Source organism: Streptomyces sp. (genome assembly GCF_031178505.1).
GTDB classification, from domain to species: domain Bacteria; phylum Actinomycetota; class Actinomycetes; order Streptomycetales; family Streptomycetaceae; genus Streptomyces; species Streptomyces gulbargensis.
In genome coordinates, this window is the sequence record NZ_JAPSIW010000126.1 from 1 (window position 1) to 12,306 (window position 12,306).

The window sequence follows — 12,306 nt, forward strand, 5'->3', positions numbered from 1 at the left end:
CCCCGGTGCGGGGCGGTCCCCTTGTAACGGAAGGTGTGCGGGCCGGAGGCGAGGCGGCTCGCCGGCCAGTCCGCGCGCGCCAGGTCGAGGCCCCGGTACTTGTCGTTGCCCGCGCTGCACAGCTCGCCGTCCGGGATCAGCCGCCGGTGCTGCCCGGCCGCGTTCGCGACGTTCACCGCGTTCCAGTCGTAGAAGGCCTGCGCGCCGCTCGCCGCCACGGCCGCCCGGCACGCCGCCGAGTCCGGGGACTCGGGCCCCTCCGCGTAACAGGCCGAGACCCGGCTCACCGGGTCCGTCATCGACCCGTGCGCGGCGGCCGGTACGGCGGTGAGCCCCGCCAGGGCGAGGGCGGCGGTGACGGTGACGGCGGACGCGGCGGTACGGCGAGGGGACATGCGGGGACAGCTCCTTCGGCGGGAGGGGTGGGGGACACCGGAAAGCTAGCCGCCGCCGGCCGCCGAAGAGCCGGTGAAGGAAGGGCTCGGGCGATTCTTAGGGCCGCGTTGAGGCGGGGGTAAGAGCCGCATCGGAAAGGCGCCGTGAACGCCTCAGACCAGCCGCCGGTACCGCCGCTCGGGGCGGCCCGTCCCCCCGTACCGCAGCGAGACCTCCACCCGGCCCGTCTCCGCGAAGTACTCCAGATACCGGCGCGCGCTCACCCGGGACAGCGAGCCCGCCACCGCGCACTCCGTCGCGGACAACCCCTCCGGGTGCGCCCGCAGGATGCCGTCCACCAGCTCCGCCGTGTGCGCCGCCAGCCCCTTCGGCAGCTCGCGCGACCCGCGCGGCCGGGCCCCGAAGATCCGGTCCACGTCCTCCTGCCGCACCTCGTCCCGGTCGTCGAGCCGGCTGCGCACCGAGGCCACGTGCCGCAGCTGCTCGTGCAGCGCCGCCTGGCTGAACGGCTTGATCAGGTAGTGCAGGGCCCCGGCCCGCAGCGCCGACCGGATCGTGCCCACGTCCCGCGCCGCCGTGATGAAGAGGGCGTCCACCCCGAGCCCGGCGGCGCGCAGCTCCCGCAGCACCCGGACCCCGTCCATGTCCGGCAGGAACACGTCGAGCAGCACCAGATCGGGACGCAGCCGCTCGGCCTCCCGCAGCGCCTCCGCGCCGCTGTGCGCGACCCCCGCCACCGAGAAGCCCGCCACCGCCGACACATAGCGGCAGTGCAGCTTGGCGACCATGAAGTCGTCGTCCACCACCAGCACGTTCGTCACGCCGACCCACGCTAGGACGCGACCACAACGACCACAACGTCCGTTGATTGCGGAAGAGAGACAGCTTCTTAACGCGCGGGCAACATGTGGGCCACTTCACCACCACCTACCGAGAGGCGGCACCCTTGCGTCCACGCACCCCCCTCGCCCTCCTGGGAGCGGCACTGCTGGTGCTCGTGGGGCCGCCGCTGCTCACCCCCGGCAGCGGCTCCGACACCGGCACCCAGATCCCCGGCCTGCGCCTGATGGTCCCCAACACGCCCGGCGGCGGATACGACATCACCGCCCGCACCGCCGCCAAGGACGCGGAGGAGGCCGGGCTCACCGGCGACGTCGAGGTCTTCAACCTGCCCGGCGCGGGCGGCACCGTCGGCCTCACCCGGCTCGTCGGCGAACGCGGCAACGGCCGCCTCGCCATGTCCATGGGCCTCGGCGTCGTCGGAGCCGTCCACACCAACAAGACGCCCCGCACCCTCGCCGACACCACCCCGATCGCCCGGCTCACCGAGGAGCAGGACATCGTCGTGGTCGGCAAGAACTCCCCGTACCGGACCCTCCAGGACCTCCTCGCCGCCTGGCGGAAGGACCCCGGCAAGCTGCCCGTCGGCGGCGGCTCCTCGCCCGGCGGACCCGACCACCTCGCCCCGATGCTCATGGCCCAGGCCGCCGGCATCCCCCCGAAGGAGGTCAACTACGTCCCCTTCGACGGCGGCGGCGAACTCCTCGCCTCCATCCTCGGCAACAAGGTCGCCTTCGGCGTCTCCGGCGTCGGCGAGTACCTCGACCAGATCAAGGCGGGCGAACTGCGGCTCCTCGCCGTCACCGGGCCCCGGCGGGTCCCCGGACTCGACGCGCCCACGCTCCGCGAGGCCGGCCTGGACACCGAGTTCACCAACTGGCGCGGCGTCGTCGCCCCGCCCGGCCTCACCGACGCCGAACGCGACAAGCTCGTCGGCCTCGTCACCGCGCTCCACGCCTCCCCGCAGTGGAAGCGGTCGCTGGAGACCCACGGCTGGAACGACGCCTTCCTGCCCGGCGAGCAGTTCGGTGCCTTCCTCACCGAGCAGAACGCCCGCGTCGACACGGTCCTGAAGGAGCTCGGCCTGTGACCACCCCGCTCAAGGAACGGCTGCGCGGACGCTCCGAACTCGGCGTCGGCGTCCTCCTCTTCCTCCTCGGCGTCCTCGTCCTCACGGACGCCCTCACCCTCGACGCCGACCTCACCGGCCGGGGGCCCGTCGGCCCCGCCACCGTCCCCCTCGTGGTCGGCTCCGGTCTCCTCCTCGTCGCCGTCCTCCTCACCGCCGACGTCCTGCGCGGCGGCCGCGGCGAGGCCGAGGGCGGCGAGGACGTCGACCTCACCGAACCCGCAGACCGGCGCACGGTCCTCCTCCTCGCCGGGGCGTTCCTCGCCTTCGCCGTCCTCATCGGCCCGCTCGGCTTCCCGGTCGCCGGGGCGCTCCTCTTCTGGGGCGCGGCCTTCGTCCTCGGCAGCCGGAACCTCCACCGCGACCCGCTGATCGCCGCCGTCCTCTCGCTCCTCACCTACGCCGTCTTCGACCGGCTGCTCGGAGTGCCGCTCCCGGGCGGCCCGCTGATGGGAGTGCTCTGACCCATGGATTCCCTGACCTCCCTGATCGACGGCTTCGGCACCGCGCTCACCCCGGTGAACCTGCTGTGGGCCGCCCTCGGCGTGCTCCTCGGCACCGCCGTCGGCGTCCTGCCCGGCATCGGCCCCGCCATGGCCGTGGCCCTGCTGCTGCCCGTCACCTACGGACTCGAACCGACCGGCGCGTTCATCATGTTCGCCGGCATCTACTACGGCGCCATGTTCGGCGGCTCCACCACCTCCATCCTCCTCAACACCCCGGGGGAGAGCGCGGCCGTCGTCGCCGCCATCGAGGGCAACCCGATGGCCAAGGCCGGGCGCGGTGCGCAGGCCCTGGCCGCGGCGGCCGTCGGCCACTTCGCCGGCGGCATGATCGGCACGGTGCTGCTCGTCGCCCTCGCCCCGGCCGTCGCCGCGCTCGCCGTCGACATCGGCGCGCCCGACTACCTGGCCCTGATGGTCCTCGCCTTCATCGCGGTGACCTCGGTCCTCGGCTCCTCCCGGATCCGCGGCCTCGCCTCCCTCCTCATCGGCCTCACCCTCGGCCTGGTCGGCCTCGACCAGATGACCGGGCAGCAGCGGCTCACCTTCGGTTCGCTCCAGCTCGCCGACGGCATCGACGTCGTCATCGTCGCGGTGGGCCTCTTCGCCATCGGCGAGGCCCTGTGGGTCGCCGCCCACCTCCGCCGCACGACCGGTGAGGCCCTGCCCGCCGGCCGCCCCTGGCTCGGCCGGGACGACGTACGGCGCACCTGGAAGCCCTGGCTGCGCGGCCCGCTCATCGGCTTCCCGTTCGGCGCGATCCCGGCCGGCGGCGCCGAGATCCCCACCTTCCTGTCGTACGTCATGGAGAAGCGGCTGTCGAAGCACAAGGAGGAGTTCGGGAAGGGGGCCATCGAAGGCGTGGCGGGTCCCGAGTCGGCCGCGTCCGCCTCGGCGGCCGGAACCCTCGTCTCCATGCTGACCCTCGGTCTGCCGACGACCGCCGTCGCCGCCGTCATGCTGGCCGCCTTCCAGCAGTACGGCATCCAGCCCGGACCGCTCCTCTTCGAGCGGGAGCCCGAGCTGGTCTGGGGCCTGATCGCCTCGCTGTTCGTCGGCATGGTGCTGCTGCTCGCGCTCAACCTGCCGCTCGCGCCGGTCTGGGCCCGGCTGCTGCGCATCCCGCGCCCGTACCTCTACGCCGGCATCCTCTTCTTCGCCGCCGTCGGGGCGTACGCGGTGGGCGGCGAGGCGCTCGACCTGGTGGTGCTGCTCGTCATCGGCCTGCTGGGGTTCGGCATGCGGCGGTACGGGCTGCCGGTGCTGCCCGCCGTCATCGGCGTCATCCTCGGCCCGGCCGCGGAACAGCAGCTCCGCCGCGCCCTCCAGATCAGCGACGGCTCCGTGACCGGCCTGGTGAACACCCCGTTCTCGGTCACCGTGTACGCCGTCGTGGCGCTGCTGCTCGCGTGGCCCCTGCTGCGCGGGGCGGCCACAGGGCGAAGGGCCACCGGGGAGTGACGTGACCCGGGGGAGGGAGGCGGGCCGTACGACGGGGGCGTGGCGGTCCGCCAACGCGCCCCCGAAGGGGTGAGAATCGGTCAATCGATGGCCGAATCCGGTATGCCTGGCGGGCAGCACCCTCCCCCCACACCGAAGGGAACCGACCATGCGCGTCCGACTCGCCCCCGCCGTCGCCGCCCTCCTGGCCGCCGCCGGAGCCCCCCTCGCCCACGCCGAGGGGGCCAACGGCCTCTCCGTCGACACCCAGGGAACCCTGGGCCCCGGCACCGCCGTCACCCTCTCCGGCACCTACCGCTGCCTGGACGACAGCGAGGGACCCGTCTTCGTCAGCTCCACCCTCGACCAGGACGGCCGCTCCACGAGCATCGGCGGCACCCGCGCGGTCTGCGACGGGCACCTCCACACCTGGATCAACACCGCCACCCTGAAGGAACCCGTCTTCCGGCCGGGCACCGCCCTCGTACGGGCCGCCCTCCTCCAGCTCGGCACCTCCGACACGGGCCTTCCGCAACCCGGCTTCCTCGCCGTGCAGGACGCGGACGTCACCCTCCGCCGGACCGTGCCCGCCCGGTAGGCCGGCGTCAGCGCAGCAGCTCCACCAGTCCGTCCCGGCCCAGCCGCGCCAGCTCGTCGAGGGCGACCACGGCACGCTCGGCCGCCTCCGGGTCGGAGGCGGTCAGACCACTCGCCGCGAACTCGTCCTCGTCGAGCCGCAACACCTCACTGCCGTCCGCCGACACCCACAGGTCGAGATCGAGATCCTCCACCACCACCCCGGCCCCGCCGATCTCGACCGGGCGGGTGATGTCGCAGTACCAGCCCTTGAGCGCCCCGTCCGCCGACCACACCTCCTTGACCGTGTACCAGCGGTCGCGCCAGTAGTGCTCCACGAAGACGTCGCCCGGCTCGAACCGCACGAAGCCGAAGTCCCGCACTCCCTCGGCCGCCCACGGCGCCCGCACCGACAGCCGGGCCTCCCGCTCCGCCAGCACCTCCGCCGGGTAGCGGATCTTCGTCCGTCCCGCCTTCCTCAGGGTGATCTCAACCGACCGCCCGGACATACCGCACCTCCGTCGCGCGCACCTCGTACCCGAACCACCTGTTGATCGCCAGCATCGGCCCGTTGCGGGCGTCGTTCCCCGTGAACGCCTCCACGTGGCCCGCCGCCCGCGCCCGGTGCAGCGACACGTTCTTGGCCAGCTTCGCCAGCCCGCGCCCCCGGAACTCCGGAGCCGTACCGGTCATCGCGGAGCCGTACCGCCCCAGGCCGTCCGTCCGGGCCGCGCTGAACGCCGCCGGCACCCCGTCCACCACGGCGACCGTCGTCAGCGTCCGGTCGAGCAGCGGATGGTTCCAGGTCGTCTCCAGCCAGTGCGCGTAGTCGTCCAGTTCGGCCCCCACGTCACCCGGCTCGTCGGCCGTCGTCACCGCGTCCAGCGCGAACAGCGGCCGCGGGTCGTCCGCGAAGTCCTCCGCCGCACGGATCTCCACCCCGGCCGGCGGCTCCCCGAGCGGCGGCAGTTCGGCCGCGGCCAGGTCGAGCCGCAGCAAGTGCGCCGAACGGCTCGGCGCGTACCCGCGGCGCTCGGCGAAGCCACGGCCCGCCGGTTCGTCCAGGACCCAGCTGTAGAGGGTCGTCGCACCGCGCTCGGCCAGGTGCTCCTCGGCGGCGCGCACCAGCAGCGCCCCGGCGCCGCGCCCCCGGTGGGCCGGATGGACGTACACGTTGAGCTCACCGATGCCCGGCTCGGGCGCCTCGTGGGCGAGGCCCACCTCGGCCGTGCCGATGACCTCGCCGTCCTCCGCGACGGCGACCAGCGGACGGGCGTGGCTGTCGGGGTGGGCGTGCGCCCAGTCGTAGGCGGTCTGCTCGGCGGTGGCCAGCAGATACGGCAGCGCGGCCCGGCGGGCCCGGGCGAAACCCTCGGCGTCCTCGGGGCGTACGTCACGGACGATCACAGTCATGGCCCCGCACGCTACGGGGGAGCGGCCTGTCACCGCCTCCCATTTTCGGGTGTGGTGGGGGCAGAATCGGCGGGGTGACACTGACATTCGCCGTGGACCACCAGTCCACCACCGCTCCCTACGAACAGTTGCGTGCCCAGATCTCGGAGCGGGCCAGGTCGGGCAGACTGCCGGTCGGTTACAAGCTGCCGACGGTACGGGGCCTCGCGGAGCAGCTGGGGCTCGCCGCGAACACGGTCGCCAAGGCGTACAAGGCACTCGAGGCGGACGGGGTGATCGAGACGCGGGGCCGGCACGGCACCTTCGTCGCGGCGGCCGGCGACGCGGCCAGCCGGCGGGCCGCCACCGCCGCCGCCCAGTACGCCGAGGAGGCCCACCGCCTGGGCCTCAGCCGCGAGGACGCGGAGGCGGCCGTGCGCGAGGCGCTGCGCGCCGCCTACGACACCGTCTGACCGGCCCCCGGCCCCGCTCCTACAGGTAGAGGCCGGGGGCGGCCTCACGGGGCTGCGGGAGGCCGGGGGCCGGGGTACCCCGCCGCAGCGCGTACAGCTCCGCGAGCGTCGCGCCGTCGTGCGGCACGTCCTCCTCCCTGCCCAGCCAGGACACCGCCTCCGCCCGGGTCAGCGGGCCCACCTCGATCCGGGCCAGGCAGCGGCCCGGGCGGACCACGGCCGGGTGGAGCCGCTCCAGGTCCTCGTTGGTGGTGACGCCGACGAGGACGTTGCGGCCCTGCCCGAGCAGACCGTCCGTCAGGTTGAGCAGCCGCGACAGGGCCTGCCCGGCCTCGTGCTTCGCCCCGCCCCGGATGAGCTCGTCGCAGTCCTCCAGAAGCAGCAGCCGCCAGCGGCCGTTCTCCGTGCCCTCGTCCTCCCCGATGGCGATGTTCATCAGATAGCCGACGTCGGTGAAGAGCCGCTCGGGGTCGAGGACGCAGTCCACCTGGCACCAGTCGCGCCAGGACCGGGCGAGCGTCCGCAGCGCCGAGGTCTTGCCCGTGCCGGGCGGACCGTGCAGCAGCAGGAGCCGGCCCGTGACGTCCTCGGGCCGGGTCCCCATCAGCCGGTCCATGGAGGCGGCCACCGGCGCCGAGTAGTTGGACCGGATCTCCTCCCACGTCTCCGCGCCGATCTGCCGGGTGGTCCGGCGCGGCCCGCGCTGCGGGGCCACGTGCCAGAAGCCCATCGTCACGTTCCCCGGCTCCGGTTCCGGCTCGTCCTTCGCCCCGTCCGTCGCCTCCTTCAGGATGCGCTCGGCCAGCTCCGCGTCGGTGGCCGTGACGGTCACGTCGGCGCGGTGGTTCCAGCGGGAGGCGAGCAGCGTCCAGCCCTCGCCCTCGGCCAGGACGGAGCTGCGGTCGTCGTCCTTCGACCTCCTCAGCACCCGCGCACCGGCCGGGAGCAGAGTGGCCTCCGGCTTCGCGCGGTCCAGGGTCGTGCTGTGCGCGTGCGGCTGTTCCCCGGTCGCGAACCGGTCGACGAACAGCGCGTCGATGACGTCCGACGGCGAGTCGCTGTCGTCGAGGTTGATGACGAGGGGCAGCGGCCGCCGCGGACCGGACGGAACCGGTGGGGTGTCAGGCATGGCGCCCATGATCCGCCACCCCCGCGGCGCGCGCACCGGATTTTGGGCCGGTACGCGGGTGTCAGATCCAGTGCCCCCGTACCGCACCCCGGGCCCGCCGCACCAGCGCGTACCCCTTCGTCAGGGCCCGGTCGGCCGCGAAGTTCCGCCCGAGGGCCCGTTGCTCGACGAGCCGGGTGAACTCCCCGATCCCGGTGGAGCGGCGCACGGTCAGCCGTTCGAGGGCGTACGGTCCCTGGCGGCGGCGGGCCGGCGCGTTGCCGACGGCCAGCGCCTGGGCGAACCCGGCCTCCCGCACCGCCGTGCGCACCCGTCGGCTGGAGTACCCGTAGGGGTAGGCGAAGGAGACCGGGGCGGTCCCCAGCTCCTCGGCGACGATCTCGCGGCAGCGCAGCGCCTCGAAGCGGAGCCGGCCGGCGTCGAGCTGGTCGAGCTGGGGGTGGGTGTGGCTGTGCCCGCCGATCTCCGTGCCCGCGCCGGCCAGCTCCCGCACCTGCGCCCAGTCGAGCATGGTGTCGAGCGCGCCCCCCTCCTGCCACCGGCCGCGCAGCCAGCCGGTGGAGACGAAGACCGTACTGGCGAAGGCGTGCCGGGCGAGCACGGGCAGCGCGTGGCGGTGCACGCCCTCGTACCCGTCGTCGAAGGTGATGAGGAGCGGGCGGGCGGGCAGCGGTCCGCCGGAGCGCCAGGCCGCGGCGAGCGCGGCGGTGGTCACCGGGGTGAACCCGCGCTCGGCCACCACCTCCATCTGCGCGGCGAAGGCCGCCGGGGAGACCGAGAGCCCCCGGGCGGCGGGCGCGGGGTCGTCGGCGACGGCGTGGTACATCAGGATCGGTACGGGCCCGGCCGTGCCCGGAGCGCCCGGGGTGTTCCCGCTCACGCGACGGCCTCCGCGCCCTCGGCCGATCCGGGGCCCGGTACGGCCGGGCTTCCGGCGGGCGTGAGGTCGGCGATCGGCCCCCAGGAGAAGCGGGGGCCGCCACGGCGGGCGCGGAGGGTGCCGAGGGCGTAGCCGCCTGCCGCGAGGGTCACGCCGGTGAGGATCGCGCCGGCCCGCCCCGCCCCGCCGGCCCGGCCGCGCAGCGCGTCCTTGAGGCCCCGTACCACTCCGGCGGGGAGCACCCGGGTGGTGTAGCGCCGTTCGGACTCCAGGCCCTTCTGCGCGCCGACGCTCCGGGCGACGAGCGCCTTGGACAGGCCCTCGGCGTAGGTCCGGGTGCGGAAGTAGCCGAAGCGCTCGCGGACCGGGGGCACCGTGTGGTGGATGACGGCCCGGTCGTCGATGAGGAGCACGGCCTCGGGCAGGGCCTCGGCGAGCCGGATGCAGAGTTCCGTCTCCTCGCAGCCGAGGGGCCGCCGGTCGCCGTCGCGCCCGATGCCGGTGGCGAAGCCGCCCGCCGCCGCGAAGGCGCTGCGGCGGAAGGAGGCGTTGCCGCCGAGGACGTTGCGGACCCGGACGCGGCCGGGCGGCAGCCCCCGGTACGTGCAGCCGACCACCCAGTCGAACTCCTCGGGGAACCAGACCGGTCGGCGGCCGGAGGCCCAGGCGGGCAGGGTCCGGCCGCCGACGGCCATGACCCGGGGGTCGTCGTAGGCGGCGGCGAAGTGGTGGAGCCAGTCCCGTTCGGCGACGGCGTCGTCGTCGAGGAAGGCGACGAACTCCCCGCGGGCGGCGGCGATGCCGGTGTTGCGGCCGGAGGAGAGGCCGCGGGGGCCCGCGTTGGCGAGCACCCGCACCTCCCCGGTCAGCAGCTCGTCCGCGTACTGCTCGGCCAGCCGGGCCAGCAGCCGCGCGTTGTGGTCGACGACGAGCAGGGTCTCCAGCGGGGCCAGGGACTGCTTCCGTACGGAGTCGACGGCGGCGAGGATGTCCCGCCACCGCTCCTCCGTGTAGACACAGATCACCACGGAGAAGCGGAGCGGAGCCGTGCGGTCGCTCAAGACACCTCTCCCCGGGGGACGTTGACGGAGAAGGCGGCCGGCCGTCGGCGGGCCGACCGGCTCACGGCCTTCTCCTTGAGGATCACCTTGAGGACCCGGATGCCGTCGCGGACCGCGTTGAGGTTGCTGACGCCGTGGATGCGCAGGTACTCGTGGCTGGGCACTTCCTGCACCCTGAGGCCGGCCTTGACCACCCGGATGTTGATGAGGGTCTCGATCTCGAAACCGGTGCAGTCGAGGGTGATCTTGTCGAGGCAGTGGCGCCAGAAGGCGTTGTAGCCGTAGCAGAGGTCGGTGTACCGCGCGCCGAACTTGCGGTTGACGAGGGTGCACAGGGCCCAGTTGCCCAGTCTCCGGATGAGCGTCATGTCGTCCGTGCCGCCGCCGTTGGCGAAGCGGGAGCCCTTGGCGAAGTCGGCGCCGCCGACGAGGGCGGAGACGTAGGAGACGATCTCCTGACCGTCGGCGGAGCCGTCCGCGTCGACCATGACGATGATGTCGCCGGTGCAGGCGGCGAAGCCGCTGATCAGTGCGTCGCCCTTGCCCTTGCCGACCTGTTTGACGACCTTGACGTCCGGTCGCAGCGCGCGGGCCACGTCGACCGTGTCGTCGGTGGAATTTCCGTCGACCAGGACGACTTCATGAATCCATTCCGGAAGCGTCCGGAAGACGTACGGAAGATTTTCCGCCTCGTTCATTGCCGGGATGACGACACTCACCGGGGGAGTGATCGCCAAATGCGAGGTGATGGCCCGGTACCGGGCGGCTATTCGACTCGGCTCGGTGAATTCTTGGCCCGCGGCCGGGCGCAGGAACGAGCTCATGGGTCTGGTTTCCCTCTCGTCCGGTGGGCCGCCCACCCCTGGGGCGGTCCCGATGGTGTGTCCGGTTCGAAAGGGGGGTTCTCACCCCGCCCGCACGGCGCTGAGATCCGTGCGGGATCGGCAAGTTGGCATGGCTGGCCGCGCGGCATCCGCGACTCGGCGCACGTTCGGACACCGAGCACGGCACCCCCCTACCGCGCCCCGCCCCGGGATCGTCGCGACGCTGGAGCCCTCCCCTGAGCTGCTGTACTGGACGGACCGGTGCGGGTGAGATGTACGACGGTATTGATGAAGGGGACTGTAGGGCAAGTATCGGATCGGTGACCTGCTTTTCCGTAGATTGGCGAAGCTTCAGCGGTCAGATGTGTAACCGTCCCGATCGGATTCGCTCAATCCGTTTGTGGTGTACGGGAAGTGGGGCACGATCATGCCTCTGTGCTTTGTTGTGCGATCGTCCCGTGATCGCGCGCGTCCCTGTCCTGGGACCGGAAGTTCCGCTTCCCGGTGGGGTCGTGCGGTGGAGTGGCTCGAACTCGACGTTCGGTGACGGGAGATCGGCCGGACGGCCCGGAAGTTTTGACATGAACACTTCCGGACGGCCGGATCCGATGCTACTACCTGGTAGCGCAGAGATCCTGCTCCAGGGAGGTTCCATGAAACTGTCCCGATTCGCGGCCTTCTCGTCCTCGCTCCTGCTCGGTGCCGTCCTCGCCCTCACCGGGGCGGGTGCGGCGCAAGCGGCCGAGACCGCCGCCCTCGACTACGTGGCGCTGGGGGACTCGTACTCCTCCGGCGTCGGGGCCGGCAGCTACGACAGCGCCAGCGGCGACTGCAAGCGCTCCACCAAGGCCTACCCGCGGCTGTGGGCCAACGCCAACGCCCCGTCGACCTTCGCCTTCACCGCCTGCTCGGGTGCCCGGACGGGCGATGTCACCGCCAACCAGCTCGGCCCGCTCTCCTCCGCCACCGACCTCGTCTCGATCACCATCGGGGGAAATGACGCCGGGTTCGCGGACGTCATGACCACCTGTGTGCTGCAGTCCGAATCCACCTGTATCAACCGAGTGAATCAGGCCAAGAGTTACGTCGACACCACGCTGCCCGGCAAGCTCGACTCCGTCTACTCGGCCATCCGCTCCAAGGCCCCGGCCGCCCGCGTCGTCGTCCTCGGCTACCCGCGCTTCTACCAGCTGAGCGGCAGCTGCGTCGCCGGCCTCAGCGAGAACGAGCGCAAGGCCATCAACGGTGCCGCCGACCACCTCAACGCGGCCACCGCCAAGCGCGCCGCCGACCACGGCTACACCTTCGCGAGCGTCGTCCCGGCCTTCACCGGCCACGAGATCTGCTCCGGTTCCCCCTGGCTGCACAGCGTCAACTGGCTCAACATCGGGGAGTCGTACCACCCGACCGCCGCCGGGCAGTCCGGCGGTTACCTGCCCAGCTTCCGGAACGTGCTCTGACCGGTCCGGAGCCCGGCCGCCGCACTCCGTCCCCCACCCCCGACTCCGCCGACCCCCGCCCCCGACCTCCGCTCCCCTGACCGTGGCGCCGCGTCTCCCGGGACCGGCGCCCGATTCCCCTACCTGGCGAAGTGAAACACCAGCGCCGCCACGAGCAGGAGCGCGCCCAGCAGCCCGGCGAGCAGGGCCGCACCCCGCCGCGG

Annotated in this window: 14 protein-coding genes; 6 read left to right on the forward strand and 8 right to left on the reverse strand. The window is 73.1% G+C overall.

All coding sequences use genetic code 11. The annotated features are described in order from the left end of the window. Both RIF68_RS11850 and RIF68_RS11855 read right to left on the reverse strand, forming a co-directional pair. On the reverse strand, positions 1-395 hold a 395-nt coding region (locus tag RIF68_RS11850; RefSeq protein WP_309051154.1), incomplete at its 3' end, for a lytic polysaccharide monooxygenase. A 153-nt stretch (positions 396-548) separates the two neighbouring features. Next, the gene (locus RIF68_RS11855) at positions 549-1,217 is read right to left on the reverse strand and encodes a response regulator (protein ID WP_309051155.1); all 669 of its coding nucleotides are present in this window, start codon (positions 1,215-1,217) and stop codon (positions 549-551) included. A 125-nt stretch (positions 1,218-1,342) separates the two neighbouring features. Between RIF68_RS11855 and RIF68_RS11860 the strand changes: the two genes are divergently transcribed. The 4 genes from RIF68_RS11860 to RIF68_RS11875 all read left to right on the forward strand — a co-directional run bounded on the left by RIF68_RS11860 (position 1,343) and on the right by RIF68_RS11875 (position 4,906). Further along, entirely contained in the window at positions 1,343-2,326 is a 984-nt protein-coding gene (locus tag RIF68_RS11860) for a tripartite tricarboxylate transporter substrate binding protein (RefSeq protein ID WP_309051156.1), read from the forward strand. Further along, positions 2,323-2,829, forward strand: coding sequence for a tripartite tricarboxylate transporter TctB family protein (locus RIF68_RS11865; RefSeq protein ID WP_309051157.1), 507 nt, complete (start codon positions 2,323-2,325; stop codon positions 2,827-2,829). The genes RIF68_RS11860 and RIF68_RS11865 overlap by 4 nt, the downstream gene beginning before the upstream one ends. Before the next feature lie 3 nt (positions 2,830-2,832). After that, on the forward strand, positions 2,833-4,329 hold the full coding sequence (locus RIF68_RS11870; RefSeq protein WP_309051158.1) for a tripartite tricarboxylate transporter permease: 1,497 nt from the start codon (positions 2,833-2,835) through the stop codon (positions 4,327-4,329). A 148-nt stretch (positions 4,330-4,477) separates the two neighbouring features. Next, entirely contained in the window at positions 4,478-4,906 is a 429-nt protein-coding gene (locus RIF68_RS11875; RefSeq protein WP_309051159.1) for a DUF6299 family protein, read from the forward strand. A 7-nt stretch (positions 4,907-4,913) separates the two neighbouring features. Here RIF68_RS11875 and RIF68_RS11880 read toward each other — a convergent pair whose 3' ends face one another. Both RIF68_RS11880 and RIF68_RS11885 read right to left on the reverse strand, forming a co-directional pair. Beyond that, a complete protein-coding gene (locus RIF68_RS11880; RefSeq protein WP_309051160.1) occupies positions 4,914-5,393 on the reverse strand; it encodes a DUF402 domain-containing protein in 480 nt (159 codons plus the stop codon). Beyond that, positions 5,374-6,297, reverse strand: a complete 924-nt coding sequence (locus RIF68_RS11885) for a GNAT family N-acetyltransferase (protein WP_309051161.1) — start codon at positions 6,295-6,297, stop codon at positions 5,374-5,376. The genes RIF68_RS11880 and RIF68_RS11885 overlap by 20 nt, the downstream gene beginning before the upstream one ends. Before the next feature lie 74 nt (positions 6,298-6,371). Here RIF68_RS11885 and RIF68_RS11890 point away from each other — a divergent pair, with 74 nt between their 5' ends. After that, positions 6,372-6,749: a GntR family transcriptional regulator gene (locus RIF68_RS11890; protein ID WP_309051162.1), complete on the forward strand. Its 378-nt coding sequence runs from the start codon at positions 6,372-6,374 to the stop codon at positions 6,747-6,749. 19 nt (positions 6,750-6,768) lie between these two features. On the opposite strand, the gene RIF68_RS11895 is transcribed toward RIF68_RS11890, so the two are convergent. From RIF68_RS11895 to RIF68_RS11910, 4 genes are read right to left on the reverse strand one after another with little or no spacing between them, the layout of a single operon-like run. Then, positions 6,769-7,887 carry a DUF5925 domain-containing protein gene (locus tag RIF68_RS11895; protein WP_309051163.1) on the reverse strand — a complete coding sequence of 373 codons (1,119 nt, stop codon included), beginning with the start codon at positions 7,885-7,887 and terminating at the stop codon, positions 6,769-6,771. A gap of 52 nt (positions 7,888-7,939) precedes the next feature. After that, entirely contained in the window at positions 7,940-8,704 is a 765-nt protein-coding gene (locus tag RIF68_RS11900; RefSeq protein WP_309051167.1) for a polysaccharide deacetylase family protein, read from the reverse strand. Between the two features lie 50 nt (positions 8,705-8,754). After that, positions 8,755-9,819 (reverse strand): glycosyltransferase family 2 protein, encoded by a 1,065-nt coding sequence (locus tag RIF68_RS11905; RefSeq protein ID WP_309051164.1) that lies wholly within the window; start codon positions 9,817-9,819, stop codon positions 8,755-8,757. Continuing rightward, a complete protein-coding gene (locus RIF68_RS11910; protein ID WP_309051165.1) occupies positions 9,816-10,643 on the reverse strand; it encodes a glycosyltransferase family 2 protein in 828 nt (275 codons plus the stop codon). The genes RIF68_RS11905 and RIF68_RS11910 overlap by 4 nt, the downstream gene beginning before the upstream one ends. 653 nt (positions 10,644-11,296) lie before the next feature. Between RIF68_RS11910 and RIF68_RS11915 the strand changes: the two genes are divergently transcribed. Further along, on the forward strand, positions 11,297-12,103 hold the full coding sequence (locus RIF68_RS11915) for an SGNH/GDSL hydrolase family protein (RefSeq protein ID WP_309051166.1): 807 nt from the start codon (positions 11,297-11,299) through the stop codon (positions 12,101-12,103). The last annotated feature ends 203 nt before the right edge of the window (positions 12,104-12,306 follow it).

Excerpts from the sequence above, each read along its gene's own strand:
- RIF68_RS11870 (WP_309051158.1), top strand. The coding sequence starts at position 2,833 with ATGGATTCCCTGACCTCCCTGATCGACGGCTTCGGCACCGCGCTCACC.
- RIF68_RS11875 (WP_309051159.1), top strand. The coding sequence starts at position 4,478 with ATGCGCGTCCGACTCGCCCCCGCCGTCGCCGCCCTCCTGGCCGCCGCC.
- RIF68_RS11880 (WP_309051160.1), bottom strand. The coding sequence starts at position 5,393 with ATGTCCGGGCGGTCGGTTGAGATCACCCTGAGGAAGGCGGGACGGACG.
- RIF68_RS11885 (WP_309051161.1), bottom strand. The coding sequence starts at position 6,297 with ATGACTGTGATCGTCCGTGACGTACGCCCCGAGGACGCCGAGGGTTTC.
- RIF68_RS11895 (WP_309051163.1), bottom strand. The coding sequence starts at position 7,887 with ATGGGCGCCATGCCTGACACCCCACCGGTTCCGTCCGGTCCGCGGCGG.
- RIF68_RS11900 (WP_309051167.1), bottom strand. The coding sequence starts at position 8,704 with ATGTACCACGCCGTCGCCGACGACCCCGCGCCCGCCGCCCGGGGGCTC.
- RIF68_RS11910 (WP_309051165.1), bottom strand. The coding sequence starts at position 10,643 with ATGAGCTCGTTCCTGCGCCCGGCCGCGGGCCAAGAATTCACCGAGCCG.
- RIF68_RS11915 (WP_309051166.1), top strand. The coding sequence starts at position 11,297 with ATGAAACTGTCCCGATTCGCGGCCTTCTCGTCCTCGCTCCTGCTCGGT.